The following is a 26,805-nucleotide window of genomic DNA, read 5'->3' on the forward strand; positions in this document are numbered from 1 at the left end:
CAACACGTGCGGGAACACTCCTCACCACGTTCCAGGTGACTGGACCATCCACCGGTGCGTCGACGGACGTCGTCCAGGTTCCCGCGGGGCCGGGAGCCGGGGCAGGGCGACGTCCGTCGCACCGGTGGATGACGTGGCTGACGCGCGGGGAGACAGACCCGCACCGGGGCCGGTCGACACCGGCCGGCACGCGGTGCGGCCGGGCGGTGCGTGGGGGCACCGTGCTCGACATGTCGGTTCCGACGCCCGAGGGCGACGGGGCGGGCCGGGTACGTCCCGTGGGGAGGACGTCACCGGCGGACTGGCATGCAGGGCATCCCCGGCCATCGAGGTGTGGACGCCGCCTGCGGTCGCGTCCACACATCGATCCCCCCGCCGGTCGACGACGCCCGACGACGACACGCGACGACCTATGACCGGGACGACGCCGTCACGTGGGGCTCCAGGTCGCGTGCGAGGGTCGCCACCGTCGCCCGGTCGCGCTCCGCCGCAGCGCGATCGCCCGCCCCGTCGCGCACCTCGTGGACCCGTGCCCGAACGGCCAGGCTGCGCGCGAGGAACGGCAACGCGTGCAACCGATCGTGGGTGGCCACCGCCTCGTCCAGGTCGGTGATCGCCCGGTCGAGGTCGCCCAGGGTCCAGCTCGCGAGGCCCAGCGCGTGGGACACCGACCCCCGACAGGCACCGACCCGGCCGGCGACCGCCAGCGTGCCGGCGTGGGGACGCAGGGCCGCCTCGCCACGTGCCGCCAGGTGGGCGTCACCCAGCTCGGCCGCGAGCTCGACCAGCAGGCAGGTCTCCACCACCCAGTGTGCGTCCCGCGGTGCACGGTCCAGGACCTCGTCCGCCAACGACCGCGCCGCCGCACGCACGTCGTCCGCCCCCTCGTGCCGGGCGGTCGGCAGTGGCGCGTCCAGGACCGACCTCGGCCCGGGATGGACCAGGGCCAGCTGGTCGAGCAGCGCCAGGCACCGCCAGACCAGCACGCCGGGGAAGCGCACGGCCATGTCCTCGAGTCGCTCGGCGCGGCGACGATGCCCGGCCGGGTCCGGGTCGCGCAGGTCGGTGATCGACTCGGCGAAGTCCAGGCCGACCGTGAACTCGGCGACGTTGCGGCCGGCGGCGATCGCGGTGGCAGCGAGGGCGTCCGCGTCGGCGAAGCGTCCCTCCAGCAGGGCACGCACGAGACGATAGACGTCGGTGTACCACTGGAAGGCGGGTCGCTGGAGCCGGTCGGCGCCCTCCCAGAGCAGGCCCAGGGCCGCGTCCATGCCGGTCAGGTCACCGACCGACAGCAGGTCCACGACGTGGGCGGCGCGCCCGGCCAGCGCCAGGTCCATCGCGCCACCCCGCTCGGCCCGCTCGACGACCTCGGCGGACAGGGCCAGTCGCTGCCGGGCATCCTGTGGGCCACGGGTCGTGTAGTGCGACGCGAACAAGGCGTGTGCCCGCACGGCGTCGCCTCCGACCGTTCGCGCCACCTCCAGGGCATGGTCGGCGAGCTCCTGGCTCCGGCCACGATCGGCCGACCAGTACAGCTCCATGGCCAGCCGGGCCAGCAGCCGGGCCCTCAGTGACGTCGGTGCCTCGCCCTGTGCCGCCAGCGCCTCCTCCAGCCAATCCACGCGACCCCGGTCGGAGACCCCGAAGACCATGCCCGACACCGACGCCCCCAGTGCCGCGCGTGCCAGCGCGTCGGCCCCTCCGACCGAGCGCGCCAGCCCGATCGCGGTCTCGTATGCCTCCTGCGCGGCGTGGTAGGACCCGGTCCGGGACTGCAGCGCCGCGACCGCGAAGGCCAGGTCGAGCCGATCGGCGTCATCGCGGTCGGCCGGTTCGCCGGCGGCCGGACCATCGGCGGGCTGGCCGGCCGACGGCTCGGACGGGAGGTCGGACGGATGGCTGGCCAGCGCGGCGCGGAGGTCACCCTCGACCCGGCGGAACGCCTCGCGCCAGTCGGCACCCGCGCCCATGCGCTCCCGGAGGTCGAGCGCCGTGGCGACGGCCCAGCGCAGGTGCCGCCGACGCACCGTCGCTGCCTCGTCCCCGTCGGCCAGGCGCTCCAGGGCGTAGTCCCGGACCGAGTCCAGCAGGATCCATCGGCTGCCGTGGCTCGTGTCCTGGTGGACGAGCAGGCTCTTGTCGGCGAGCCGCCCGACCAGGTCGGCCACCCATGCGGTCCCGCCACCGCGCACCCAACGTCCACCCGTGCCGGACGACGGGCGCGTGCCGAGGTCGACGACCGCCGTTGCGGCGTCCAGGTCGAAGGAACCGGTGAACACGCCGAGCCGCCGGAACGCCGCCTGCTCCTCGTCCTCCAGCAGGTCGTGGCTCCAGTCCAGCACCGCCCGCAGCGAGCCGTGCCGGGCGACACTCCCCCGCGCCGAGCGCAGCAGGCGGAGCCGGTCGTCCAGGCCCGAGACGAGGCCGTCGATGCCCAGGGAGCCCGCCCGAGCCGCCGCGAGCTCGATCGACAGGGGCAGGCCGTCGACCCGGCGACACAGGTCCTCGACCCGTGGTGGGTCCGCCCGGAAGCCCGGGGCGACGGCCCGGGCACGGTCGAGGAAGAGCCGCGCGGCGTCGGACGTCTCCGAGGAGCCGGCCGGGTCGGGGCCGGAGCTCCGGCCGACCGCCGCCCCACCGGCGTCGCCGACGAGGCCGGGCGGCTCCCGACGTGCGCGGTCCGCCACGTCCCGACCTGCCCCGTGGACCTCCGTGGCGAGGGGCGCCAGCGCGTAGACGCGTTCACCGGCGACGCCCAGGCGCTCGCGACTGGTGGCCAGGACGACGAGGTCCGGACCGGCCGCGGCCAGGGCCGCGACCAGCTCCGCCACGTCGGGCAGGAGGTGCTCGCAGTTGTCGAGCACGACCAGGGTCGGGCCCCGACGCACGTGTTCGACCAGCGTCGCGAGGACCGGCTGGCGGGACGAGCCGACGGCGCCCAGGCCGGACGCGATCGCCGCCGCGAGCCGCTCCGAGGACACCCGGGTCAGGTCGACGAAGGCCCCACCCCGTGGGTAGCCCGCCGCCACGCGTGCCGCGACGGCACTGGCGAGCCGGGTCTTGCCCACGCCACCCGGTCCGACCACCGTCACCACCCGCTCGGCGCCGACCAGCCGCTGCAGGTCCGCCAGCTCGCGTCGCCGACCGACGAAACTGGTGGTCGCCGCCGGCATCCCCCGGATCACCGCGCCGGGCGAACTGCCCACGTCCTCCCGGAGCTGCCAACCGACCACGGCGTCGCGGGCGTCGTCGTCCCGGAGGATCCTGGTGTGGAGCTGCTGGAGCTCGGGACCCGGCTCGACCCCCAGCTCGTCGACGAGCCGCTCCCGGACCCGCTGGTAGGTCACCAGCGCCTCGGCCCGGCGACCGGCCCGTGCCAGCGCGACCATCAGCAGTCCCCACAGCTGCTCGTGGAGGGGGTGCTCGGCCAGCAGCTCCTTGAGCTCGGTGATGACCGGCCCCGGAGCGCCGGCCGCCAGCCGCACCTGCATCCGGACCTGGAGGGCGTCCAGTCGCCGCTCCTCGAGACGCATCGCCTCCGCGACCAGCACCGGCTCGTCCCCGAGCTCGCCGAACGGCCGGCCACGCCACAGCTCCAGCGCCCGGTCGACCAGCTCGCCCGCACCCTGCGGGTCGCCCGCGGCCAGTTCGGCGACGGAGCGGTCGACGAGCGACTCGAACCGGGCAGCGTCGAGCTGGTCGTCACCCAGGTCCAGCCGCCAGCCACCCTCGACCGACGCGAGCGGCCCGGCGGCGTCACCGTCCTGGCCGAGGGCGGCACGCAGGCGCGACACCAGCGCCTGCACCAGCCGATGCGCGTTGTGCGGGGGCTCGTCGTCCCAGATCGCGTCGGCCAGCACCGACACGTCCCGGGACCGGCCGGGCGGGGCCGCCAACGTCGCCAGGACCAGTCGCTGCTGGGGGGTCGGACGACGCCATGTCCCGTCCGGCTCTGCACGGACCTCGATCGGTCCCAGGACACGTACGCGCACCCAGCCTCCCGTTTCCGCATGGTCCGCACTGACCACGTCCCGTGAACCTACCTCCGGGCATCGGACGACGGCGGCCCGGAGGACAGCGCACGGAGGCCCCGGGCCACGGGGTTCAGGCGCCGGAGACCTCCCCGACCCGCAGCAGCGGCTCGTAGCCGTCCGACAGGATCCTGGTCGTCGTCGGCGGCGTGACCAGGGCGAGCTCGTGGGTCGGAACGGGAACGGTCACCCCCCAGCCCCGTGCCGTCCAGCGGTGGAGCTCCCGCCCCGCCAGCAGGTGGGCCACGTCGTGGTGGAGGACCACGGCACCCGAGGGCAACCGAGCCGGATCGACCATGACGAGCCGCCGCCCGGAGCCCCATCGGGGTCGAGGCACGCGTCGTTCGTCGGCGAGGACCCGGTCGACGTCCGGCGCCCCGGCGTCCGGTCGGCCGGTCACCCGTCGGAAGGCGTCCCGGAAGGCCACCGCGTCGACGCGACGGCAGGTGAAGCAGGGCCGGTGGCCCGCTGCCAGCGCGGTCGCCTCGTCCCAGAAGAACAACTCGGTCCAGCGTCCCGGCTGGGCCAGTTCGCGCCGGCGGTCGCCGAACTCCAGGGCACAGGTGATCCAGGCGCGAGCAGCCTGTTCCCGGACGATCGTCCCGTGGTCGTCGGTGAGCACGCCACGGTTGCCGGTGAACGCACCCCGCTGGGGCAGCCCCACGATGCGTCCGAGCGGGTCGACCCGGTTCCTCCGTGGCACGGCCGACTCCGTCCGTCGTTGGGCGCGCCGGACCAGTGTGCTGGCCGGGTCCGTGCGTCGCCGCCGGGTGCGCAGGCCTGCGCCCGGCCCTCGGTCGCCACGCGGCGCGTCAGGACCGGAGACCGCGGCGACATCGCCCCCCTAGGGTGGCCGTGTCGTCGAGATCGGAGGGGACATGCAGTCCGTGCTGCCGGGTGTGCACCAGTTGTCGATGGGCTCGCGGGGCTACCTGGTCGACGGCGACCAGGGGGTGACACTGGTCGACACCGGGGTGCCGGGCCGCCTCGACACGATCGCTGCGGGCCTCGACGAGATCGGCCGCACGTTCGACGACCTCGCCGCCGTCGTGGTCACCCATGGCCACATCGACCACCTCGGCAGTGCCGCGGACGTGCAGGCGGCCAGCGACGCACGACTGTTCGTCCCGGCAGGCGACGCCGCCGTCGCACGCGGCGAGCGGCCCCCGACGGCACCACCGGTGATGACCCGGTTCGGGCCGTTGGCCAGCCTGTTCGTCCGGCTGATGCCCACCCCGCCGCCGGTCGAGCCGGGCGCGGTCGTCCGCGAGGACGATGCGCCGGGACTGCCCGACGACTGGCAGGTCGTCGACACGCCCGGCCACACCCCGGGCCACGTGTCCTACCTGCTGGACCGGGCGGGCGGGATCATGTTCGTGGGCGACGCCGCCTGGGTCACCCGCCGAGGCACGATCAGTCGTGGTCCGATGAACCGGGCCACGCCCGAGTTCGACGCGAGCCTGCGCCACCTCGCCGAGTTCACCTTCGCATCGGCCTGCTTCGGCCACTCCCGCACGATCGCCAGCGGCGCGTCCGGCCGGTTCCGTGCCTTCGCGACCACGCTGGGCTGATCGTCGCGTCGGCCACCCGGCGTGCGGCTACAGGCCGGCTGCGTCCAGGCGTGACACGATGCCCGGGACGTACCCGTGGCCGAACATCTCGACGTGGACGAGCAGGTGGTACAGCTGCAGGAGCGGCTCGCGGTCCTGCCACCCGTCGTCACGTGGCCACGCGTCGTCGTAGGCACGGAAGAACACCTCCGGGATGCCGGCGAACAACGTCGCGAAGGCGAGGTCGAGCTCACGATCACCGAAGCAGACCGCGGGGGTCGATGAGCCACCGTCCGTGCATGACGTTGCCGGCCCAGAGGTCGCCGTGGAGCAGGGACGGCTCGACGTCGTGGTCGAGCCGCCGGGCCAGCTCGCCCTCGGCAGCACGCAGGCGATCGGCCACCTCGGTCGGCAGGGCACCGAGCCAGGGGTCGATCCGGCATCGCTGGTGGAAGGTCGGCCAGTCCTCGGCCGGGGTGTTGTGCTGGGTGATGGTCCCGATCACGTTGTCGCGGTGCCAACCGAACCGGTCGGCGGTCGTGCGGTGGACCGTGGCCAGCCGCTCCCCCAGTCGCGTCCACTCCTCACGTGACGGCGGTCCCGGAGCGGACGCGTCCAGGTCCTCCATGACCAGCCGGTGGGCAGCGACCTCGACCACCTCCGGGACCAGCGCCCCGGCGTCGGCCAGGGCGGCGAGGCCCTCCGCCTCCAGGTCCGCCGGATGCGCGGTGTGCTTGACCACCAGCGCCCGACCGTCACGTCGCACCCGTTCCAGCCGCATCGGCCCTCCCCGCGCTCGCCGTCCGTCGTCCTCACCTCCCAGTGTGGTCATCCACGACCCGACCGCGCACCTCGACCAGGCGTTCGCCACCGACAGAGCCGGCACCGAACGACCAAATCTCCCGCCAACTGCCCTCTCCACGAGCCAGCCATGGCGTTCGACACCGACAGAGCAGGCACCGAACGCCAGGCCAGCCCCTGATTGCGCCACAGCGACCTGCCCGTGGCGTTCGACACCGACAGAGCCGGCACCGAACGCCAGGACGGGCCCCGATGGCGCCACCGCGGAGCCACGCGTGGCTCGACACGGACGACGGCCGCCCCCCGGGATCCGGGGGGCGGCCGTGGTCAGGATGGGGGTCGGGTCAGCCGACCTCCTCCTCGTGGTGGTGGCCGCCGCCACCGGTGCCACCGGTGCCGACGGTCCCGGCCGGGCCCGCGGGCTCGGACGGCAGGCGGAGCGGACGGATCGCCGGGACGGGCTCGCCCTCGACCCCGTTGACCGACTCGGTGGAGTACGCCAGCTGCAACACCGCGAACGCGATCGCGTCGGCGTTGGTGCCCAGGGCGTCGAGGTTGACGTTGCCGACCATGTCGTACTCGGCGTTCAGCTCGGCGTAGACCGCGGCGTCACGCGTCGGGTCGTCGTCGAACAGGTTGTCGCAGGCCAGGTGGTAGCACGGGTCGTAGGACTCCCCGGTCACGCCACCCCAGATGGCCTCCTGTGCCGCGGTCTTGGGGACCTCGGCGCCGGTGAACAGGCCACTGGCCGGGATGTCGTTGTTGATGAACTCCTGGTAGTCGGAGCGACCCGAGAACTGGCTGTCCTCGTAGGGAACGCCACGCCAGGTGAAGAAGATCTCGAACAGGTCCTCGAGTGCCTCGGACCCCTCCGGCACGGTGACCGGTGCGGCGAAGCTCGACTCGTCGGCGTCGTAGACCCCGAAGATGAAGTTCGGCGACGCGATCATGTCGAAGTTGAGGTAGGCCGCGATGCGGTCACGCTCGGCGTCGGACAGCCCCTGGACGTAGTCCTCCGAGCCGACCAGGCCCTGCTCCTCGGCGGCCCACCACGCGAAGCGCAGCGTGTTGACCGGCTCGAGCTTGGACAGCAGCTGGGCCAGCTCGATGAGCGCGGCCGAGCCCGACCCGTTGTCGTTGATGCCCGGACCCGCCACGACCGAGTCGAGGTGGGCGCCGGCCATGACGACGTTGTCGTCGTTGTCGCCGGGCAGTTCCGCGATCACGTTGAAGTCGGTCCGGGTCTCGATGTCGAGGACCTCGACGAAGGCGGTCGAACCGGGCTGGGACAGCGCGACGCCGTCCGCGAAGCTCGCACCCACGACCGGGATGCCGTGGAAGATCGAGCTGCCGTCGCCCAGGGTGGACGCGTTGGCGACGATCAGGCCCTCGCGGTCGGGCGTGTTGCCCTGGTTGAAGATGATCACGGCCTCGGCACCCGCGGCCTCGGCGTTGGCGGCCTTGTCACCGAAGTTGCAGGTCCCGCGCTGCACCAGGACGATGTCGGCCGGACCACTGAGGTCGACACCGGCGAAGTCGGCGGCCTCACAGCCCGAGCTGCTGGCCCGCGGCGGCGTGAGGTTGATGTCGACCGGGACGACGTTGCCCGTCACCGTGCCCGAGCCGGAACCGGTGAAGGCACCGGTCGCGTAGTCGCCCTGGACGGGGGTGAGCTGTTCGAGGATGGCCGGGTAGACGAAGGTCGCGTCGACCGGGTCGAGCGAGACCTCCCAGCCGGCGGCCTCGAGCTGCTGGACGACGTAGTCGACGCTGCCCTGGTAGCCCTCGGTGCCTGCGGCACGGGTCCCCGGGTAGGTCGGGTCACCGGCGGTGTCGGCGATCTCCTGGAAGGCCTGCTCGTGCTCGAGCACGCCCTCGGCGGTCAGGCAGTCGAGCAACTTCTGCAGGGTGTTGTTGTTCTGCCGGTCACAGACGTCGGCCGGCTTGGCGACGGCGCTCGTGGCCGGCACGACGGCCGCCAACAGCAGCAGTGCGAGGGCGACGACGAACGCGCGTCGACGCAGGGGTCCCGCCGTGGCGGCGGGGAGGGAACTGGTCATCAGTCTTCGGTCCTTGGTCGGGTGAGGTCGCAGACGTGCGACCCCGTGTCGAGCATCCGGACAGTAGACCCCGGCCGGGGGCTCCCCGTAACCCCTGTTGACGAAGTGGTGGCCGGACGTGCGCGTGGCGGACCAGCCCGGAGGACGACCACCGTGCCACCCCGGTGCCGGGCGACGTGCCAGCCGACTCGGCGTCAGGTGGTGCCGGGGTCGAGGGCGGTGTCGGAGAAGGCGACCATCGGCATGTCGGCCATCATCGCGACGCGACCGGCGTGCGTTCCGTCGTAGCTGTTGCCCATCGACTGCAGGAGGCGCCGGGCGGTCCGGGGATGGGCGGTCTCGTAGGCGTGGTAGGTGGCAGCCGCCTCCTCGTCATCCAGAAACCGCTGGGCCGGAGTCCACGAACGGTCGCCCACCTGGACCGCCTCGGCAGGAGCGGCCACCAGGTTGCGGTACCAGTCGGCCTGCGGCCCGGTGCCCGAGCAGACCACCCACTCCCCCTGGTCCACGTCGTGGTGGACCACCTCGACCACGGTCTGGTGCGAGTCGCCGGAGCGGCGCCCCCGGTGGGTGATGAGCAGGAACCGGGTTCCCAGGAGTCGGCCGAGGTCCCACCGGTACAGCCACACCGGCGCCCTCAGCAGCGCCTTGAAGAACCCGGTCGGCTTCTGGCGCAGCGAGAACGCGTCGGGCAACGGCATGCGCGTCACCACGCCCCCGCAGCGGGAACGGCGGTCAGGACGTGACCTCGACACCGTTCCAGAAGGCGTAGTAGCCCTCGATGTCCAGGGCGGCGTCGGCCGCCTCCGGGTAGTGCCAGGCACCGCTGGGGACCACCTGGCCCGCGACGATGACGTCGGAGTAGTGGGCGGTTCCGCGCCACGACTCCTCGGTCTTGGAGATCTCGCGCAGGTACTCGGTGTTGACGTCCTCGGGCGGGAAGTACAGCGCCCCCTCGACCATGATCGCGTCGTCGCTGTCGGCGATGACCGTGTCGTTGAACCGGGCGGTTGCCATGTGGGTCTGATCCTCGTCGCTGGTGGTGTCGTCGACGTCGGCGTCGACGACCGGTCGTTCGTGGCGTGGGCCGGGCATGGCCACCGCGCGGGGGCGATCCAGCGGCCGGGTCCGCCGTCCGCGCGGCTCGCTGGCCACGGCGGACGACCGCCCCGGGGCCGCGCCACGATCGTTCGGCGGTCCCGGCGGGTGGGTGGGACCACCACCTCCACCCTATGATCGCAGCCGCCGTGTGACGACGCAACACGGCCGACGACGAAAGTGGACACGTGGCAGCAGGTGGCGGCACGAAGGCGGTGGTGACCGCGATGATCGCCAACGGCGGCATCGCGATCGCGAAGTTCGTGGCGTACCTGTTCACCGGGTCGTCGTCGATGCTGGCCGAGTCGATCCACTCGGTCGCCGACACGTCCAACCAGGGCCTGCTGCTGCTGGGTGGCAAGCGTGCCCGCAAGATCGCCGACGACCGCCACCAGTTCGGCTACGGCCGCGAGCGCTACTTCTGGGCCTTCGTCGTCGCGCTGGTCCTGTTCTCGGTCGGTGGGGGTTTCTCGGTCTACGAGGGCATCAACAAGATCCGCGACCCCCACGAGATCGAGTCGGTCGCGTGGGCGTTCGGCGTGCTGTCGTTCGCCATCGTGGCCGAGGCCTTCGCGTTCCGGACCGCCTTCCTCGAGGCGAAGAAGGTCCGCGGCACGCGCACCTGGTGGCAGTACCTGCGCTCGGCACGCAGCCCGGAGATCCCCGTCATCCTGCTGGAGGACACGGGTGCGCTGCTGGGCCTGGTCCTGGCCATGGGCGGCGTCGGGCTGACGGTGGCGACCGGGGACCCGATCTGGGACGGCATCGGCACGCTGTGCATCGGCGTGCTGCTGATCGTGATCGCCGCGTTCCTGACCTGGGAGATGAAGTCGCTGCTGATCGGCGAGGCCGCGACCGACACCGACACCGCGGCGATCGTCCGGGCGGTCGGCGACGCCCCCGACGTGACCCGGATCATCGACCTGCGGACCCAGCACATCGGGCCCGAGGAGGTCCTGGTGGCCGGCAAGATCGAGTTCACCCGCGGGCTGACCAACACCCAGCTGTCCGACGCGATCGACACCGTCGAGGCCGCGGTGCGCGACGCCGTCCCCCACGACTTGCAGATCTACCTCGAGCCGGACCTGTACGAGGCCGACTACGTCGATGCCGACGACGTCGGGCCCGACGACGCCACGCTGGACCACACCCAGCACTGACCGGCTCGCGTCGGCCCCCCGCTCGAGCGAGCGACCGGTCGTCGTGTGCTCCTGACGTGCGTGGTGGCACGCCATCGGCACGACGTCGTCGGCCGGCGTCCGGCCCACGACCACTTCTGCGAATCCGTTGACAGGGGTCGGTCCCCCGAGTTCCCTCGGTTGCATCGACAATCGAATCAACGGGGGGGCGGCATGCAGGTACCGGAGACGTTCGACTACGAGCGGGCCAGCACGGTCGAGGACGCCATCCAGCGCCTGACGGCTCACGGGGACGAGGCCCGGGTCATCGCCGGTGGACACAGCCTCCTGCCGATGATGAAACTGCGCCTGGCCGTGCCCGAGGTGCTGATCGACATCAACGACCTCCCCGGGCTCGACCACGTCCGCCTCGACGGCGACGAGCTCGCGATCGGCGCGCTGGTGCGCCACGCCGCGATCCTCGACGACCCGATCCTCGGGGAGCACTACCCGATCTTCGCCGACGCCGAACGCAAGATCGCCGACCCGCTGGTCCGCAACCGCGGCACGATCGGTGGGTCGCTGTGCCAGGCGGACCCGGCCGAGGACCTGTCGGCGGTGGTGACCGCCCTCAAGGGCAGCTGCGTCATCCAGTCCGCGAACGGTCGACGGACCGTCCCGATGCGCGAGTTCCACACCGGCCCGTGGGAGACCGCGGTCGGTGACGCCGAGCTGCTCGTGGAGGTCCGCATCCCGGTCCGCACGTCGGTCGGCAGCAGCTACCACAAGGTCGAGCGCCGGGTCGGCGACTGGGCCGTGGCAGCCGCCGGGGCGTTCGTCCAGCTCGACGGTGACACCATCGCCGCGGTGGGCCTGGGGCTGAGCGCGGTCGGCGCCCCCGACATGACCTGCCCCGACGCCGAGCAGGCCCTGGTCGGCGGGCCCGCCAGCGCCGAGGCCTTCGCCGAGGCCGCCCGGATCGTCCACGACGCCGTGTCCCCGACGGCCGACCAGCGTGGACCGGTCGACTACAAGCGCCACCTCGCCGGGGAACTGACCCGTCGGGCACTCACCGACGCGGCCCGACGGGCCCGAAGCGGCAGCGATCCGGTCGACAGCGAAGAAGGGAACGCCTGATGGAGGTCACGATCACGGTCAACGGCACGGCGGTCACGCGCGACGTCGAGCCCCGGATGCTGCTGGTCCACTTCGTGCGCGACGAGCTGGGACTGACCGGCACGCACTGGGCCTGCGACACCACCAACTGCGGTGCCTGCACGCTGTGGGTCGACGACACCCCGGTCAAGTCCTGCACGATGCTGGCGGTGATGGCCGACGGCCACACCGTGCGCACCGTCGAGGACCTCGACACCGGGGGTCAGCTCAACCCGCTGCAGGAGGGGTTCATGCAGGAGCACGGCCTGCAGTGCGGATTCTGCACCCCCGGGATGTTGATGACCGGACAGTGGCTGCTGGACCGCGACCCCGACCCCGACGAGGCCACGATCCGCGAGGCGATCTCGGGCAACCTGTGTCGCTGCACCGGCTACGAGAACATCGTGCGGGCGGTGCGCTGGGCCGCAGAGCACGGCAACGGCGAGGCCGAGGCGACCGACGACGACGCGTCCGCGGACGTCGAGACGAGCGACGAGGTGACGGCATGACCACCACGGACAACCCGCCCCAGTCCGACACCGAGGCCGACACCACCGAGGTCCCGCTGAGCGACGCCGGCAACCCGATCGGGTTCGGCCGGATGCTGCGCAAGGAGGACGCCCGGTTCCTCCGCGGCCAGGGCAACTACGTCGACGACGTGCGCCTGCCCGGGATGCTGACCGGCGTGATCCTGCGTGCCCCCATGGCCCATGCCCGCATCAACTCGATCGACACCTCCGCCGCCGAGGCCGTCGACGGGGTCCACGCCGTCCTGACCGGCGAGACCCTCGAGGGCGTCGGGCTGTCGTGGATGCCCACCCTGTCCAACGACACCCAATCGGTACTGGTGACCGACAAGGTCCGCTTCCAGGGCCAGGAGGTCGCGTTCGTCATCGCCGACGACGAGTACATCGCCCAGGACGCCGCCCAGCGGATCGTGGTCGACTACGAGCCGCTGCCCGCCGTGGCCGATGCCAAGCAGGCGCTGGCCGACGACGCCCCGCTGATCCGCGACGACGTCGAGGGACGCACCGACAACAAGATCTACGACTGGGAGGCCGGCAACAAGGACGAGACCGACCGGGCGTTCGCCGACGCCGACGTGGTCGTGCGCCAGGAGATGCTGTATCCGCGCACGCACCCGGCTCCTATGGAGACCTGCGGGTCGGTGGCCCACATGGACCCGGTCACCGGCAAGCTCGTCATCTGGACGACCACCCAGGCGCCGCACGCCCACCGGACCCTCTATGCACTGGTCGCGGGCCTGCCCGAGCACAAGATCCAGGTGATCTCGCCCGACATCGGTGGTGGGTTCGGCAACAAGGTCGGGATCTACCCCGGCTACGTCTGCTCGGTGGTCGGCTCGATCGTGACCGGCAAGCCGGTCAAGTGGATGGAGGACCGCGCCGGCAACCTCATGTCGACCTCGTTCGCCCGCGACTACCACATGACCGGGGAGATCGCGTCGACGGCCGACGGGACCATCACCGGCCTGCGGGTCGACGTCCTGGCCGACCACGGCGCCTTCAACGGTGTCGCCCAGCCCACGAAGTACCCGGCCGGGTTCTTCCACATCTTCACCGGCTCGTACGACTACGGCGCGGCGCACTGCAACGTCCGGGCGGTCTACACCAACAAGGCCCCGGGCGGGGTCGCCTACGCGTGTTCGTTCCGGATCACCGAGGCGGTCTACCTGGTCGAGCGGATGGTCGACTGCCTGGCCGACGAGCTCGACATGGACCCCGCCGAACTGCGGATGAAGAACCTGCTGCAGCCCGAGCAGTTCCCCTACACCACGCCGACGGGCTGGGAGTACGACTCCGGCGACTACCCGCGCGCCCTGCAGAAGGCGCTGGACATGGCGGGCTACGAGGCGTTGCGTGACGAGCAGGCCGACGTCCGGGCCGCGTACGACAACGGCGAGTCGACGATGCTGATGGGCATCGGGCTGTCGTTCTTCACCGAGGGGGTCGGGGCCGGGCCACGCAAGCACATGGACATCCTCGGCCTGGGCATGGCCGACGGCTGCGAGCTGCGGATCCACCCGACCGGCAAGGCGATCCTGCGGATCTCCGTGCAGTCCCAGGGCCAGGGCCACGAGACCACCTTCGCCCAGATCGTGTCCCAGGAACTCGGGATCCCACCCGAGGACATCGAGGTCGTGCACGGCGACACCGACAACACCCCGTTCGGGCTGGGCACGTACGGCTCGCGCTCGACCCCGGTGTCGGGCGCGGCGGCCGCGGTCGTCAGCCACCGGATCCGTGACAAGGCCCGGATCATCGCGGCGACCGCCCTGGAGTGCGACCCCGACGACCTCGAGTGGGAGCCGGGCCGCTGGTTCGTCCGTGGGGCCCCCGAGCAGGGCCAGACGATCCAGGAGACCGCCTTCGCCGCACACGGCAGCCTCGAGCTGCCCGAGGGCGTCGAAGGCCACCTCGACGCCCAGACCGTCTACAACCCACCCAACCTCACCTATCCCTTCGGCGCCTACATCTGCGTGACCGACGTCGACACGGCCACCGGCGAGGTCAAGGTGCGGCGGTTCATCGCGGTCGACGACTGCGGCCCGCGGATCAACCCGATGATCGTCGAGGGCCAGGTGCACGGTGGGCTGGCCGACGGCATCGGCATGGCGCTGATGGAGGTGATGGCCTTCGACCGTGACGGCAACCACCTCGGCGGGTCGTTCATGGACTACCTGCTGCCGACCTCGATGGAGTGTCCGAGCTGGGAGCTGGGCGAGACCGTGACCCCGTCACCGCACCACCCGATCGGCGTCAAGGGGGTCGGCGAGTCCGCCACGGTGGGTTCGCCGCCGGCCGTGGTCAACAGCGTCCTGGACGCGATCGGGGTGCGCCACGCCGACATGCCGCTGACCCCGGCCGCCGTGTGGCGTGCGATGCAGGGTTCGCCACTGCGCACCGACCTGGCCATCGAGTGAGCAGCGGGACCGCGCTGGTGCGGCGGTCCGAGGAGCTCCGGGCCGCCCGCGAGCCGTTCGTGCACGCCCGCGTGGTGCTGGCCGAGCGGCCGACCTCGGCCAACCCGGGTGACGAGGCGGTCGTGCTGGCCGACGGCACCATCGAGGGCTTCGTCGGTGGCACCTGTGCCGAGGCGACCGTGCGCGAGCAGTCCCTGCGGGTCCTGCGCACCGGCCGATCGGCGCTGGTGCGGATCACCCCCGATCCCGAACCGGCCCAGGACGGCAAGGTCGTCGTGCACAACCACTGCCTCTCGGGCGGGACCCTGGAGGTCTTCCTCGAACCCGACCTGCCGACCCCGCTGGCCGTGGTGGTCGGCGACTCCCCGATCGCCCGGGCCCTGGTCGAGGTTGGGGCGGCGATCGGCTGGGAGGTGCAGCGCTGGGACGGCGCGGTGCCGGACGGCGCAGCCGCGGTGGTGGTGGCGTCGCACGGACGCGACGAGGAGCAGTCCCTGGCCGCCGCGGTCGCGGCCGACGTCGCGTACGTCGGACTGGTCGCCAGCCCGCGCCGTGGCGACGCGGTGGTCGCGTCGCTGGGGCTGGAGGTCGACGAGGCCGCCCGCATCGACACCCCGGCGGGCCTCGACATCGGTGCGTCGACCCCGCACGAGGTCGCCGTGTCGATCCTGGCCGGGATCGTGACCGCCCGCGCCGATCGAGCCGAGGCGGCCCCGGGCCCGGACCACGCGCACGACCCCGACGCCGGGGTCGTCGTCACGGATGGTGCGGGCGACACCTCCGAGGACACGGCGATCGACCCGGTGTGTGGCATGACCGTCGCGACCGTTCCTGCCTCGCTGCACGTCGACCACGACGGCACCACCGTGTGGTTCTGCGGCCCGGGCTGTCGTGACGCCTTCCTGGCCGACCCGACGTCCTTCGCCACCTAGGGTGACCGCAGGACGTCGAGGTTCAACGAACGTGGGGGCACGGGATGCGGGTCGCGGTCACGGGAGGAACGGGGTTCGTCGGCAGCCACACGGTGGCGGCCCTGCTGGACGCCGGACACGACGTCCGGATCATCGCTCGCCGGGTCCACGGCGTAGCCCCCGCGCTCGAGCCGCTGGGCGTCGACCCCAACGTCGTCGAGGTGGCGCTGGCCGACATGACCGACCGCGGTGCGATCGAGGCCGGCCTGTCGGGGTGTGACGCGGTCGTCCATGCCGCGAGCGTGTACTCCTTCGACCCGGACCGGGCCGACGAGATCGCCCGCACCAACGAGCGGGGGGTGCGCCACGTCCTGGAGTCGGCGATCGACGCCGGGATGGACCCGATCGTGCACGTGTCGTCCACCCTGGCACTGATCCACGACGGCGAGGTCGGCCAGGTGCTGACCACCGAGACGGCCCCCGGCGACGCGCCCTTCCCGTACGCCGGGTCCAAGGCCCGGCAGGAGGCCTACGCACGCACCCTGCAGGACCACGGCCACCCGGTCGTCATCACGAACCCGGGTGGCGTGTGGGGGCCCCACGACCCGCACGAGGGCGAGTCCCACCTGCTCGCCCGGGCCTGCATGCGCGGGCTGATGTCGATGCTCCCCCGCGGCACCGGGATCGCACTGGTCGACGTGCGTGACGTGGCTGCCGCCCACGCCGCCCTCGTCGAGCCCGGACGTGGTCCGCGCCGCTACGTGCTGGCGCCGTACTGCCCGAGCCTGCCCGAGCTCGTCGACGCGGTGACCACGGCGGCCGGCCGGCCGCGCCGCACCATGGCGGTCCCGGCACCGGTCGCCACCGCGGCGACCCGGCTCGCAGGGATGGCCCGCGCCCGGTTCGGCTGGGACCTCGGCGGCGGTCCCGAGGGCCTGTGGGTCTCCCTCCAGCGTGCCTGCGGCGACTCGAGCGCGGCCGAGGAGGACCTCGGCATCACGTGGCGACCGTTCGAGGAGTGCGTTGCCGACACGGTGGCGTGGATGCAGGCCGAGGAGGCCCGGGCTGCCTGAGGCAGGTCCCCCCCGGGACTGGCGGATGCACGGCGGGCCCCGACCACGTGAGCGGGTGCGGAACGGTGCGGATCCCGCTCGGTCCTGCACCCACTCGCGGAACCCCGACCGACCAGCCGGTGAGCGGGTGCAGAACGGTGCACGTTCCGCACGGTCCTGCACCCACTGGACATGACGCGTCGCGTGGGCCGTCACTCGGCGGTGACGACGACCCGTCCGTCCATGAACAGGTGGAGGGTGCACGAGAACGCGTACTCGCCCGGCGCGTCGAACGTCCGGGTCCACGACCCGCTCGCCTGGACGTCGGACCGGGGACCGTCGGCGAAGACCACGTCGTGGGCCTCGCCGTCCACCCACGTCCAGGTCACGGTCGTCCCGACCGGCACCGCCAATGACGCCGGCGAGAACGTCGAGTCGGCGATGGACACGTCCTCGACACCAGACACGGGCGGCTGGGCAGCCGCATCGGCACGCAGGCGATCACCGATCGGCGAGAACCACACGCCCGCCGCAGTCAGCAGGACCAGCACCAGGACGACGGCTCCGAGCACGCGCAGGACCCGGCGGCGAGGGCGGCGAGGGGTCGCCGTCGCGTGTCCCGTGGGCGGCTCACCACCGAATCGTTCGGATCCGGCAGGCGAGGGGGCGGCCGAGGCGGTCATGCCGAGTTCCGTGCACGGGCGTGGGCGTGGGAGGCGTCGGAGGCGTCGGAGCTGGACCCGTCGGCCGACGTGTCCCGGAAGGCCGCGACCGTCTCGGCCACCGCCACTCGGTGGGGCGTCATGTCGATCGACCCGAAGGTGGTGTCGAACCGGCTGGCGTCGACGACCCAGGGGCGGTCGTACTGGACCACCACCGAGCGTGACTCGCGCAGCATCGGGTCGAACAGTCCGGCCAGCCACAGCGCCCACCCGGGGACGACGCCCGGGCGCTTCCCACTGGTCTCGTCGGCCACCAGCTGCAGCAGCTCGCGCTGGGTCGTCGCGGGGGCGGCGGGCAGGATCCAGGCGGACCCGTCGGCGCGGTCGTCCTCCACCAGGGTCGCGAACCCGCGGGCGGCGTCCGGCAGGTAGTGGAAGGTGTGGGGCTGGTCGAGTTGGAACAGGCCACGCGGACGGCGACCAGCCAGCCCCGGTGCGATGCCGACCATGTACAGGCCGGAGTTCGTGCCCTCGGGGCCGTAGTAGTCGCTGAAACGGCCGATGGTGGCGCGGACCCGGCCCGACTCGTGCGCGGCCAGGACCGTCTCGCCGAGGCGACGGCGCAGCATGCCCTTGTGGTCGGTGGCGTGCTCCGGCGAGTCCTCGGCCAGTGGTCCGGCCGCGGGGGCGTACATGTAGAGGTTGTCGACGAACACGAGCCGGGCATCCGCTTCCTCGGCGGCGGCCAGGACGTTGTCGAGCAGTGGGGGGAAGTGCTCGAGCCAGTCCTGGTAGGGCGGCTGGGCGGCCATGACGACCACGTCGGCACCCCGGCAGGCGGCGATCGCGGCCGCGCGGTCGGTGAGGTCCACCGTGGTCGAGGCGACGTCGTCGCCGACCGGTCCCCCACTGCGGGACGCGCCGGTGACGCGATGGCCGCGGTCGGCCAGCTCCCGGCTGATGGCCCGTCCGATACCGCCCGTGGCCCCGAGCACCGTGACGTCGAGGATCTGCGTGGTCATGACCCGCTCCGTTCGTCCTGGATTCCGTGTCCGGCTCGTCGACCATCGACGTGAACACTGTTCGCATCTTATGTGGACAGTGTTCACGAAGAAAGGGGTGGTAACATCGTGGGCGATGGGCGCACGACCCCGGGCCCCGACCGAGAGGCAGCATCGTGGTCGGACGACGCGAGGCACTCCGCACCGAACTGCTGGCGTCGGTCCGGGAGGCGGCGCGCGACCAACTGCGGGCCGTCGGCCCGGCGGACCTGTCCCTTCGCGCGATCGCGCGTGACGTCGGGATCAGCCCCGCCGGCCTGTATCGCTACTACGACGGGCGCGACGCGCTGCTGACCATGCTCATCACCGACGGCTACACCGACCTCGCCGACCACCTGTTCCTGGCCCAGGGCCTGGCCGAGGAGGTCTCGGACCTGGGGCGGACCCGCCAGGTCCCCGAGGCTGCGGACGCCGACGCCCCCCCGCTGGACCGCCTGCGTGCGACCTGGCGCACGTACCGCACGTGGTCGCTGGCCCACCCCAACGAGTTCCACCTGCTGTTCGGCCAGCCGATCGAGGGCTACGCCGCACCGCTGGACGGCGCCACGACCCGTGCCAACGCCCGGATGGCCCGTGCGCTGGTCCTGCCCGCGTACGTGGCCTGGCAGTCCGGCGACCTCGACGTCCCGGACCTGGCGGATCCGCCCCACGGACTGCACCGCCTCGCCGAGGCCATCAGCGAGGAGGCGCCGGTCCCGGTCTCGGCGTCGTTCGCGGCCCGCACCCTCGCCTGGTGGTCAGTCCTGCACGGAGCGGTCGCGCTCGAGCTCAACGGCCAGTTCCGATGGCTCGACGAGGACGCCACCGGGGACCTGTTCGCGGCCACGCTCGAGGCCACGCTCGACGCGGCACGCCCAGACTGACCCCGTCCCGGGCCGACCTCCTGCACGTCGTGGCCACGGCGCCGGGTCAGGTGGGCAGGAGGACGAAGACGGCGATGTCGCGGTCGGCGGCCCGGCGAGTGTAGGTGGCGAAGCCGGGGTAGATCCGCAGGCACCGGGCCCAGATCCGGTCACGACGGGCGCCCTCGGCGAGTTCGGCCCGGAAGGACCACGACCGACCGTCGACCGACACGGTCCCGTGGGGGTCTGCCACCAGGTTGTGGTACCAGCCCGGGTGGCGTGGCTGGCCGTAGTTGGAGGCGACCACGGCCAGGCCGTCCGACGTCGGCACGGCGACCAGGGGGACGGTGCGCGACTGCCCGCTGCGGGCACCGGTCGTGGTGACCATCGCCACCGGCAGTCCGGACACCAGGCTCGTGGCCGTGTGGCGACCGCGCGACAGGCGATGGACCGGACGGTCGACGTGGTGCAGCAACCGGGCGAACACCCACGATCCCGGGCCGCTGGCCGCGAACCGCGTGACCATGCGCTGGCCCATGCCTCGCGGCGGCTCGACCTCCACCTGCCGCTCGCTCAGCCGCCGACGACGATCGCGTCGCCGGTGGCCGTCACGCGACTGCGGTCCACGACCTGCTTGCCGAACGGGACCAGGGCGAGCCCGGCCATCTTCATGCTCGCGACGCCCAGCGGGATCCCGATGATCGTGATCATCAGCAGCACCCCGGCGATCACGTGTGCGACCGCCAGCCAGAACCCGCCCGTGAACAGCCAGATGATGTTCATGATGGCCGAGATGGTCGGCGACCGACCCGGGATGGGCACGACGGCGCGGCCGAACGGCCACAGCGCGAACCCGGCCAGCTTGAACGACTGGATCCCGGCCGGGATGGTGATGATCAGGATGATGTTGATGACGCCGGCGACGACGTACAGCAGCGCCAGCCACCACCCGGCCAGCACCAGCCACAGCAGGTTCAACAAGACGTTCACGGTCGCCTCCAGCGGTCGCACGTGGGTCAACGGTACGCGACCCGCAGGGGATGGACGATCCCCGGATCAGTGCCCCCGGGACTCAGCACCCAGGGCGTCAGTACCCCAGGCGGCGGAGCTGCTTCGGGTCGCGCTGCCATTCCTTGGCCACCTTGACGCGGACGTCGAGGTGGACCTTGGCACCGAACAGGGCCTGGAGCTCGCGGCGGGCCTCGGTGCCGGCGTCACGCAGGGTGGCGCCCCGATGGCCGATGACGATGCCCTTCTGGCTGTCACGCTCCACGTAGATGCTGGCGTCGATCTCGACCAGCGCGATCTCCCCGGGATCGTCCGGGTCGTCGGGGTCGTCGTCGACCGGGATCTCGCGGATGTCCTCGACCACGACCGCCACCGAGTGCGGCAACTCGTCACGCAGGCGCCCGAGGTACTTCTCGCGCACCACCTCGGCCACGAACAACCGCTCCGGCTGGTCCGTGACCAGGTCGGTCGGGAAGATCCGCGGACCCTCCGGCAGGGCGGCCACGATCAGCTCGAGCAGGACGTCGACGTTGAACCCGTCCAGCGCCGACGTCGGGACGATCTCGGCGTCCGGCACGAGCTCGGCCAACCGCACCAGTTGCGGTGGCAGGGCCGGGTCGCGGCGGACCTGGTCCTCCTTGTTCGCCACGGCGAGGACCGGCGCCCGCACCTGGCGCACGACCCTGGCCAGGAACTCGTCACCGCGGCCGATGCCGGCCTCGACGTCGACCAGGAACACCACCACGTCCACGCCGTCGAGGTGGTCCCGGACCACGTCGTTGAGCCGCCGGGCCAGCAGCGACTGGGGCTTGGCCAGCCCGGGCGTGTCGACGAACACCACCTGGGCGTCGTCGCGGGTCACCACCCCACGGATCGCGTTGCGGGTGGTGCCGGGCACGTCCGACACGATCGAGACCTTCTCGCCGACCAGCGCGTTGAGCAGGGTCGACTTGCCCACGTTGGGACGGCCGACCAGGGCGACCAGCCCGCTGCGATGACCGGGTGGCAGGTCCTCGTCCGCCCCGGCCAGGATGGCCTCGAGGTCGAGCTCGGTCATGATCCGTCCCCGTTCGTCGGACCGGCGACAGCCGCGGCCGCCGACGGGTCTGCGTCGGCCGACGGGTCGTCGGCGGGTGCGTCGCCGCCGTCATCTCGCGACCGCGACCCGGCGGCCAGCCGCAACGGACCGAACGCCTCGGGCAGCAGGTCCTCGACCGTCCACCGAGCCAGGTCGCCGTCGCGGCCCCGAGACACGACCAGGGTCCCGGGGGTGGCGAACTCCGCGATCACTTGGCGGCACGAGCCGCAGGGGGTCAACGGGTCCTCACCGCGACCGGCAACCGCGACGACGGCGATGCCGGAGCGATCACCGGCGGCGACCATCGAGCCGATCGCGACCCGCTCGGCACACATGGTCAGCCCGTAGGCGGCGTTCTCGACGTTGACACCGTCGTAGGAGTTCCCGTCGGTGGTCACCACGACCGCACCCACCGGGAAGTCGGAGTAGACGGCGTGGGCCCGGGACGACTGCACCCTGGCGCGGTCGACCCAGTCCCGCAGGCGACGCCCGTCGACGGGCTCGTCCCCCGCACCGTCGTCCCCGGTTGGCTGGTCGGTCATGCACGCACTCCTTCGGTCACCGTGTCGTCCTGTGCTGCCGGCTCGCGTCGGACCGCAAGCACGCGGGCCACCCGTCGTCCGGTCACCGTCTCGACGTGGAACTCGATGTCGTCCACCTCGACGCGTTCGCCCGGGGACGGGACCCGCCCGAACGCGGCCACCACCAGGCCACCGACGGTGTCCCAGTCGTCGTCGGGCAGGTTCGTGCCCAGCTGCTCGGCGAGGTCGTCGACCGGCAGCCGGGCGTCGATGCGCAGGCTGCGCTCGTCGACCACCTCGACCAGCGGGGTCTCGTCGTCGTGCTCGTCGACGATCTCGCCCACGATCTCCTCGAGGATGTCCTCGATGGTGACCAGCCCCGTGGTCGCGCCGTACTCGTCGACCACCATCGCGATGTGGACCGAGGCCGCCTGCAGCTCCTCGAGCAGGTCGTCGACCGGCTTGGTCTCCGGCACGAACGCCGCGGGGCGGAGCAGGTCGATCCAGCGACGGCGACGTCCACTCGCGAGTCGCTCCAGCACGTCCTTGGCGTAGATGATCCCGATCACGTGCTCGCGGTCCTCGCGGTACACCGGCACGCGCGACTTGCCACAGTCGATCAGCAGGGCGACCAGCTCGTCGAAGGTGGTGTCTGCCTCGACGGTGACCATGTCGGGTCGCGGGACCATGATCTCGCGCACCATCGTGTTCGACAGCTCGAAGATGGCCCGGATCATGGCGCGCTCGTCGTCCTCGAACGGCTCGGGCTCGTCGCCCTCCATCTCCTCGTCGTCCGGATAGGGGCCCTGGTCGCCACTGGCCCGGACCCGTCCCAGCGCGACCAGCACCCCGGCGATCGGCGCCAGCGCGCGGACCAGCCTGCGGGCACCACGGGCCCGCCGGCGACCCGCCGCGATCGGGTCCCGCTGGGCGCGCGTGCGGGGCCCCACCTCGGCCAGGACGATCCCGGCCACGACCACGACGACGCCGGCGGCCAGCGCAGCGGGCACCGTGTCGAGCCACAGGTTCGCCAGGAAGTACGCACACAGCGTGGTGGCGACCCGCACGACGACGGTGGCGAGCAGCGTCGCGTTCAGCGCGGTGCCACGGTGCTCGACCAGCCAGGCCAGCCGGTCGTCACGATCGGCGCCGGCCCCGACGGCCGTGACCGGGTCGAGCAGGACCAGCACCGTCTCGACACTGGCCAGCCAGGCGCTGGCGGCCAGGCCGACCACCACCGCGACGACCAGCACCGCCGTCACGACGTCCCACCCCGTCGGGGCGGGCCGGAGCCCGGTGCGCTCATCGGTCGTCCGCGAACGACGCGAGCAGGTCGTCGGTCAGCGAGAACATCTCGCGCTCGTCGTCGGGCGTCGCATGGTCCATGCCCAGCAGGTGGAGGATGCCGTGGACGACCAGCATCTCGACCTCCTGCTCCCCGGCGCGTCCGAGCTCGGCCGCCTGGTCGTGGGCGATCCGCGGGCACAGGACGACGTCGCCCAGGATCGCCGGGACGTCGGGCGGCGTCGTGCCGGGCTGGTCGATGGGGAAGGCCAGGACGTCGGTCGGGCCGGGCTTGCCCATGTGGGTGTCGTTGAGCCCGGCGATGGTGTCGACGTCCACCAGCAGCAGGCTCGTGACCATGTCGTCGGGCACGCGTCGGTCGGTGAGCACGTGTCGGGCCAGGGCCACCAGCCGCTCGTGGTCGACCTCGACGTCGGACTGCTCGTCGGTCAACTCGACGGTCATCAGCGTGGATCCGACGTGTCGTCCCGCGCGGACTCGTCGTGGCGCTCGTAGGCCTCCACGATCCGCTGGACGATGTGGTGGCGCACGACGTCGCCGGCCGTCAGCCGCGCGAAGGCGATCCCGTCGATCCCGTCGAGGATGTCGCGCACGACCCGCAGGCCGGACCGGGTCCCGCCGGGCAGGTCGGTCTGGGAGATGTCGCCCGTGACCACGGCCTTGGAGTTGAAGCCGATCCGGGTCAGGAACATCTTCATCTGCTCGGGCGTCGTGTTCTGGGCCTCGTCGAGGACGATGAAGGCGTCGTTGAGGGTGCGACCACGCATGTAGGCGAGCGGGGCCACCTCGATGGTCCCGCGATCGACGTGGTCGACCAGCTCCTCGGTGTCCATCATGTCGCGCAGGGCGTCCCACAACGGCTTGAGGTACGGGTCGATCTTCTCGTGCAGGGTCCCGGGCAGGAACCCGAGTCGCTCGCCGGCCTCGACCGCGGGACGGGTCAGCACCAGCCGGTTGACCTGGCGGGCACGCAGCGCCTGGACGGCCATGGCCATGGCGAGGTAGGTCTTGCCGGTCCCGGCCGGACCGATCCCGAACACCACCGTGTTGGCCCGGATGTCGTCGAGGTAGCGCTTCTGGCCGATGGTCTTGGGCCGGATGGTGCGTCCACGGTGGGTCAGCAGGGCCTCGGACAGCACGGCGGCCGGGGTGAGGTCGTCGTCGGTGTCGTCGGTGACCATGCGCAGGACCTGGCGCACGGTGGGCTCGTCCAGCCCGTGGCCGGAGTCCAGCATGTCGAGGAGCTCGCGGAAGGCCGTCATGGCGGCATCGACCGTGTCCGGTGCACCGGACACGGTGATGGCGTTGCCCCGGACGTGGATGTCGGCGTCGAGCGTGTCGGCGACCAGGTCGAGCAGGCGGTCACCGGGCCCGAGCAGCGCGACCATGTCCTGGTCGCCGGGCACGTCGAGCCGGGCCGTCGTGGAGTCCGTGGTCGGGCCAGGGGTCGAGCCAGGGGGCGAGGCGTGGGGGGCGGTGGCGGCGGATTCGCTCACGCAGCCGCCGCCGGGTCGGGCGTGGTGCACACGAAGATCAGGTGGCCTTGCTCGGAAGCAGGAGTGTTCGGCCTTCTGCAGGGTAGCGCCGTGGACGGCGCCGGCACCGGGCCGACGCCCACCTCCGGCCCCCGCCGCACGGACGCCGCCCCCGGACCGGGCGAGGGCTGCCGACGGCCCGGGTCGTCACCGGGCAGACATCCGTCCGGTGCCGGCGGCCACGACCCCCGCGAGCACCAACCCGGCGTGCTCGGTCCGCAGCACGGTCGGGCCCAGGGTCACCCCGGTCGCACCCACGGCCACCAGGTCGGCGACCTCGTCCTCGGCCAGGCCACCCTCCGGCCCGACCACGAGCACGATCCGCTCGGGGAGGTCGGCCGGCAGCGCGTCCAGGGGCGACCGCTCGCTCGACGGATCGGCGACCAGGACGCACGTGCCTGCATCGGTCGACGTGGGTGCCGACGACGCCAGGTCGGCGACGAGCTCGGCCAGCTCGACCGGACCCTCCACGCGCGGGCGGTGTGACCGGCGGGACTGGGTGCAGGCGGCGTCGGCGACGGACCGCCAGCGTTCGCGCACCCGCTCGGCCTTGCCGGAGAGGTCGACCTGCGTGCGGCGGGTCGTCACGGCGGTGACGGCGTCGACACCGGCCTCGGTCAGCATCCGCACGACCTCGTCGTGCTTGCGCTGCTTGCCGAGCGCCTGCCACACCTCCAGGACCGGGCCACGCGCTGGCCGGTCGGTGACGGACCGGACGACCAGGGAGTGACCGTCGCGGACCGCCGCGACCTCGCGGCCGGTGCCGTCGCTGGCCGTGACCTCGGTGCCGTCACGGTGGCGCCGGACCCGCACGAGGTGGTGGTGCTGGTCGTCGTCGAGGGCCACGACACTGCCCGGGACCGCGTCGGCCAGGGCGTTGTCGGCGAGCAGGACGTAGGGGGTCACCGGTCGACCAGCGCGATCAGGAGAAGGCGCGCCGGAGCCGGCCGAACAGCCCGGACGCCCCAGGGGCGTCCTCGCCGCGGATGGCGGCGAAGCGTTCGAGCAGCTCGGTCTGCTCGTCGGTGAGGTTGCGGGGGACCTCCAGCCGGACGGTCAGGCGGATGTCGCCCCGGCTGCCCCCGCCGGTCGCGGGCAGGCCGCGTCGGCGGATGGTCAGCACGCTGCCGGGCTGGGTGCCGGCCGGCACGTCCAGGTCGGTGTCCCCGTCGAGGGTCGGCACGGTCAGCGTGGCACCGAGGGCGGCCTGCGAGAACGGCAGGACGACCTCGCCCAGCAGGGTGCGGCCGTCCCGTTCGTAGATCTCGTGGTCGGCGATCCGCACCTCGACGTAGAGGTCTCCGGGCCGCCCGCCGTTGCGACCGGCCTCGCCCGATCCGGTGACGCGGAGGCGGTCGCCGTCGCTGATGCCGGCCGGGATCTCGACGGTGATCGACGAGGTGTCCATGGCCCGTCCCTCGCCCTCGCAGGTCGGGCACGGGTCGGCGACGACCGAGCCGGTCCCACGGCAGGCCGCGCACGGGACCGCGGTGGCGAGCTGGCCGAAGGCGGTGCGCACGACCTGCTGGACCTGGCCCTGGCCGTTGCAGGCCTCGCAGGTGACGGGTCCACGGCCCGACGCCGAGCCGGAGCCGTCGCAGTCCGGGCACGTGCCGGGCACCTCGACCTCGACGGTGCGGCTCAGGCCGGTGAGCACGTCGGCGAGCTCGATCTCGGTGCGGACCAGGACGTCGCGGCCCTGGCTGGAGCGTTGGCGGGCGCGCCGGGGCTGCTCGCCGAAGGCCTGCCCGAAGAAGGCGTCGATGACGTCGCCGATGCCACCGAAGCCGGCGCCCTGTCCCCCGGAGAACCCGAACGGGTCCTGGGCCCGGCGGCCGTTGGGCGTACCGTCGTCGCCGAAGCGGTCGTAGCGAGCCCGGGCCTGTGCGTCGGACAGCACCTGGTAGGCGTGCTGGACCTGCTTGAACTCCTCCTCGTCACCACCGGCGTCGGGATGCGCCGACCGGGCGCGGGCCCGGTAGGCCTTCTTGATCTCGGCCTCCGACGCGTCACGGGACACGCCGAGCTTCTCGTAGAGGTCAGTCATCGCGGCATTCGTGGTGGAGGAGG

The 26,805-nt window shown here is 72.5% G+C and carries 26 protein-coding genes; 8 read left to right on the forward strand and 18 right to left on the reverse strand.

Going from position 1 to position 26,805, the window contains the following annotated elements:
- Positions 1–410 precede the first annotated feature (410 nt).
- Both KR546_RS06705 and KR546_RS06710 read right to left on the reverse strand, forming a co-directional pair.
- The gene (locus KR546_RS06705; protein WP_238443934.1) at positions 411–3,995 is read right to left on the reverse strand and encodes an AfsR/SARP family transcriptional regulator; all 3,585 of its coding nucleotides are present in this window, start codon (positions 3,993–3,995) and stop codon (positions 411–413) included.
- A gap of 112 nt (positions 3,996–4,107) precedes the next feature.
- Positions 4,108–4,737, reverse strand: coding sequence for a hypothetical protein (locus KR546_RS06710; RefSeq protein WP_238443935.1), 630 nt, complete (start codon positions 4,735–4,737; stop codon positions 4,108–4,110).
- A gap of 175 nt (positions 4,738–4,912) precedes the next feature.
- Here KR546_RS06710 and KR546_RS06715 point away from each other — a divergent pair, with 175 nt between their 5' ends.
- Complete coding sequence (locus KR546_RS06715) at positions 4,913–5,605, forward strand: MBL fold metallo-hydrolase (RefSeq protein WP_238443936.1); 693 nt, start codon at positions 4,913–4,915, stop codon at positions 5,603–5,605.
- A 27-nt stretch (positions 5,606–5,632) separates the two neighbouring features.
- On the opposite strand, the gene KR546_RS19090 is transcribed toward KR546_RS06715, so the two are convergent.
- From KR546_RS19090 to KR546_RS06735, 5 genes are all read right to left on the reverse strand, one after another.
- A complete protein-coding gene (locus tag KR546_RS19090; protein ID WP_274387715.1) occupies positions 5,633–5,812 on the reverse strand; it encodes a fructosamine kinase family protein in 180 nt (59 codons plus the stop codon).
- 28 nt (positions 5,813–5,840) lie between these two features.
- Positions 5,841–6,365, reverse strand: a complete 525-nt coding sequence (locus tag KR546_RS06720) for a fructosamine kinase family protein (RefSeq protein ID WP_274387716.1) — start codon at positions 6,363–6,365, stop codon at positions 5,841–5,843.
- 364 nt (positions 6,366–6,729) lie between these two features.
- Positions 6,730–8,445, reverse strand: a complete 1,716-nt coding sequence (locus tag KR546_RS06725) for a M28 family peptidase (protein WP_238443937.1) — start codon at positions 8,443–8,445, stop codon at positions 6,730–6,732.
- 194 nt (positions 8,446–8,639) lie between these two features.
- A complete protein-coding gene (locus KR546_RS06730) occupies positions 8,640–9,146 on the reverse strand; it encodes a nitroreductase family deazaflavin-dependent oxidoreductase (RefSeq protein WP_238443938.1) in 507 nt (168 codons plus the stop codon).
- A gap of 34 nt (positions 9,147–9,180) precedes the next feature.
- Positions 9,181–9,540: a DUF427 domain-containing protein gene (locus tag KR546_RS06735; RefSeq protein WP_274387717.1), complete on the reverse strand. Its 360-nt coding sequence runs from the start codon at positions 9,538–9,540 to the stop codon at positions 9,181–9,183.
- A 191-nt stretch (positions 9,541–9,731) separates the two neighbouring features.
- Between KR546_RS06735 and KR546_RS06740 the strand changes: the two genes are divergently transcribed.
- The 6 genes from KR546_RS06740 (at position 9,732) to KR546_RS06765 (ending at position 16,744) form a co-directional block, all read left to right on the forward strand.
- On the forward strand, positions 9,732–10,703 hold the full coding sequence (locus KR546_RS06740) for a cation diffusion facilitator family transporter (RefSeq protein WP_238443939.1): 972 nt from the start codon (positions 9,732–9,734) through the stop codon (positions 10,701–10,703).
- 192 nt (positions 10,704–10,895) lie between these two features.
- Positions 10,896–11,798 carry an FAD binding domain-containing protein gene (locus tag KR546_RS06745; RefSeq protein ID WP_238443940.1) on the forward strand — a complete coding sequence of 301 codons (903 nt, stop codon included), beginning with the start codon at positions 10,896–10,898 and terminating at the stop codon, positions 11,796–11,798.
- Positions 11,798–12,325: a (2Fe-2S)-binding protein gene (locus tag KR546_RS06750; protein WP_238443941.1), complete on the forward strand. Its 528-nt coding sequence runs from the start codon at positions 11,798–11,800 to the stop codon at positions 12,323–12,325. The genes KR546_RS06745 and KR546_RS06750 overlap by 1 nt, the downstream gene beginning before the upstream one ends.
- Positions 12,322–14,760, forward strand: a complete 2,439-nt coding sequence (locus tag KR546_RS06755) for an aerobic carbon-monoxide dehydrogenase large subunit (protein WP_274387718.1) — start codon at positions 12,322–12,324, stop codon at positions 14,758–14,760. Before KR546_RS06750 ends, KR546_RS06755 begins: the two co-directional genes overlap by 4 nt.
- Positions 14,757–15,692, forward strand: coding sequence for an XdhC family protein (locus tag KR546_RS06760; protein ID WP_238443942.1), 936 nt, complete (start codon positions 14,757–14,759; stop codon positions 15,690–15,692). The genes KR546_RS06755 and KR546_RS06760 overlap by 4 nt, the downstream gene beginning before the upstream one ends.
- Before the next feature lie 44 nt (positions 15,693–15,736).
- A complete protein-coding gene (locus tag KR546_RS06765; protein ID WP_238443943.1) occupies positions 15,737–16,744 on the forward strand; it encodes an NAD-dependent epimerase/dehydratase family protein in 1,008 nt (335 codons plus the stop codon).
- 191 nt (positions 16,745–16,935) lie between these two features.
- On the opposite strand, the gene KR546_RS06770 is transcribed toward KR546_RS06765, so the two are convergent.
- A complete protein-coding gene (locus tag KR546_RS06770; protein WP_238443944.1) occupies positions 16,936–17,295 on the reverse strand; it encodes a cupredoxin domain-containing protein in 360 nt (119 codons plus the stop codon).
- Positions 17,296–17,402: 107 nt separating this feature from the next.
- Positions 17,403–18,407: an NAD-dependent epimerase/dehydratase family protein gene (locus tag KR546_RS06775; protein ID WP_238443945.1), complete on the reverse strand. Its 1,005-nt coding sequence runs from the start codon at positions 18,405–18,407 to the stop codon at positions 17,403–17,405.
- Positions 18,408–18,562: 155 nt separating this feature from the next.
- On the opposite strand from KR546_RS06775, the gene KR546_RS06780 reads away from it, so the two are divergent.
- Positions 18,563–19,309: a TetR/AcrR family transcriptional regulator gene (locus KR546_RS06780; protein ID WP_238443946.1), complete on the forward strand. Its 747-nt coding sequence runs from the start codon at positions 18,563–18,565 to the stop codon at positions 19,307–19,309.
- 46 nt (positions 19,310–19,355) lie between these two features.
- Here the strand turns inward: KR546_RS06780 and KR546_RS06785 are convergent, their stop codons facing one another.
- From KR546_RS06785 to dnaJ, 9 genes are all read right to left on the reverse strand, one after another.
- Positions 19,356–19,850 (reverse strand): nitroreductase family deazaflavin-dependent oxidoreductase, encoded by a 495-nt coding sequence (locus tag KR546_RS06785; RefSeq protein WP_238443947.1) that lies wholly within the window; start codon positions 19,848–19,850, stop codon positions 19,356–19,358.
- Positions 19,851–19,861: 11 nt separating this feature from the next.
- A complete protein-coding gene (locus KR546_RS06790) occupies positions 19,862–20,278 on the reverse strand; it encodes a YccF domain-containing protein (RefSeq protein WP_238443948.1) in 417 nt (138 codons plus the stop codon).
- Between the two features lie 97 nt (positions 20,279–20,375).
- Positions 20,376–21,353 (reverse strand): GTPase Era, encoded by a 978-nt coding sequence (gene era, locus KR546_RS06795; protein ID WP_238443949.1) that lies wholly within the window; start codon positions 21,351–21,353, stop codon positions 20,376–20,378.
- Positions 21,350–21,916: a cytidine deaminase gene (gene cdd / locus KR546_RS06800; RefSeq protein WP_238443950.1), complete on the reverse strand. Its 567-nt coding sequence runs from the start codon at positions 21,914–21,916 to the stop codon at positions 21,350–21,352. The genes era and cdd overlap by 4 nt, the downstream gene beginning before the upstream one ends.
- A complete protein-coding gene (locus tag KR546_RS06805; RefSeq protein ID WP_238443951.1) occupies positions 21,913–23,157 on the reverse strand; it encodes a hemolysin family protein in 1,245 nt (414 codons plus the stop codon). Before KR546_RS06805 ends, cdd begins: the two co-directional genes overlap by 4 nt.
- A 40-nt stretch (positions 23,158–23,197) precedes the next feature.
- Positions 23,198–23,644 carry an rRNA maturation RNase YbeY gene (ybeY, locus tag KR546_RS06810; RefSeq protein WP_238443952.1) on the reverse strand — a complete coding sequence of 149 codons (447 nt, stop codon included), beginning with the start codon at positions 23,642–23,644 and terminating at the stop codon, positions 23,198–23,200.
- Complete coding sequence (locus tag KR546_RS06815) at positions 23,644–24,588, reverse strand: PhoH family protein (RefSeq protein WP_238444024.1); 945 nt, start codon at positions 24,586–24,588, stop codon at positions 23,644–23,646. The genes ybeY and KR546_RS06815 overlap by 1 nt, the downstream gene beginning before the upstream one ends.
- Positions 24,589–24,882: 294 nt before the next feature.
- Positions 24,883–25,641, reverse strand: a complete 759-nt coding sequence (locus tag KR546_RS06820) for an RsmE family RNA methyltransferase (RefSeq protein ID WP_238443953.1) — start codon at positions 25,639–25,641, stop codon at positions 24,883–24,885.
- A gap of 16 nt (positions 25,642–25,657) precedes the next feature.
- Positions 25,658–26,782: a molecular chaperone DnaJ gene (gene dnaJ / locus KR546_RS06825; protein ID WP_238443954.1), complete on the reverse strand. Its 1,125-nt coding sequence runs from the start codon at positions 26,780–26,782 to the stop codon at positions 25,658–25,660.
- Positions 26,783–26,805: the final 23 nt, after the last annotated feature.

This window comes from Salsipaludibacter albus (genome assembly GCF_019798055.1).
Lineage (GTDB): Bacteria > Actinomycetota > Nitriliruptoria > Nitriliruptorales > Nitriliruptoraceae > Salsipaludibacter > Salsipaludibacter albus.

What these genes read in the sequence shown, in the direction of transcription:
- era (WP_238443949.1), bottom strand. Translation starts at nt 21,353, where the DNA reads ATGACCGAGCTCGACCTCGAGGCCATCCTGGCCGGGGCGGACGAGGAC.
- dnaJ (WP_238443954.1), bottom strand. Translation starts at nt 26,782, where the DNA reads ATGACTGACCTCTACGAGAAGCTCGGCGTGTCCCGTGACGCGTCGGAG.
- KR546_RS06750 (WP_238443941.1), top strand. Translation starts at nt 11,798, where the DNA reads ATGGAGGTCACGATCACGGTCAACGGCACGGCGGTCACGCGCGACGTC.
- KR546_RS06730 (WP_238443938.1), bottom strand. Translation starts at nt 9,146, where the DNA reads ATGCCGTTGCCCGACGCGTTCTCGCTGCGCCAGAAGCCGACCGGGTTC.
- KR546_RS06725 (WP_238443937.1), bottom strand. Translation starts at nt 8,445, where the DNA reads ATGACCAGTTCCCTCCCCGCCGCCACGGCGGGACCCCTGCGTCGACGC.
- KR546_RS06755 (WP_274387718.1), top strand. Translation starts at nt 12,322, where the DNA reads ATGACCACCACGGACAACCCGCCCCAGTCCGACACCGAGGCCGACACC.
- KR546_RS06745 (WP_238443940.1), top strand. Translation starts at nt 10,896, where the DNA reads ATGCAGGTACCGGAGACGTTCGACTACGAGCGGGCCAGCACGGTCGAG.
- cdd (WP_238443950.1), bottom strand. Translation starts at nt 21,916, where the DNA reads ATGACCGACCAGCCAACCGGGGACGACGGTGCGGGGGACGAGCCCGTC.
- KR546_RS06775 (WP_238443945.1), bottom strand. Translation starts at nt 18,407, where the DNA reads ATGACCACGCAGATCCTCGACGTCACGGTGCTCGGGGCCACGGGCGGT.
- KR546_RS06765 (WP_238443943.1), top strand. Translation starts at nt 15,737, where the DNA reads ATGCGGGTCGCGGTCACGGGAGGAACGGGGTTCGTCGGCAGCCACACG.
- ybeY (WP_238443952.1), bottom strand. Translation starts at nt 23,644, where the DNA reads ATGACCGTCGAGTTGACCGACGAGCAGTCCGACGTCGAGGTCGACCAC.
- KR546_RS06815 (WP_238444024.1), bottom strand. Translation starts at nt 24,588, where the DNA reads ATGGTCGCGCTGCTCGGGCCCGGTGACCGCCTGCTCGACCTGGTCGCC.
- KR546_RS06735 (WP_274387717.1), bottom strand. Translation starts at nt 9,540, where the DNA reads ATGCCCGGCCCACGCCACGAACGACCGGTCGTCGACGCCGACGTCGAC.
- KR546_RS06715 (WP_238443936.1), top strand. Translation starts at nt 4,913, where the DNA reads ATGCAGTCCGTGCTGCCGGGTGTGCACCAGTTGTCGATGGGCTCGCGG.
- KR546_RS06720 (WP_274387716.1), bottom strand. Translation starts at nt 6,365, where the DNA reads ATGCGGCTGGAACGGGTGCGACGTGACGGTCGGGCGCTGGTGGTCAAG.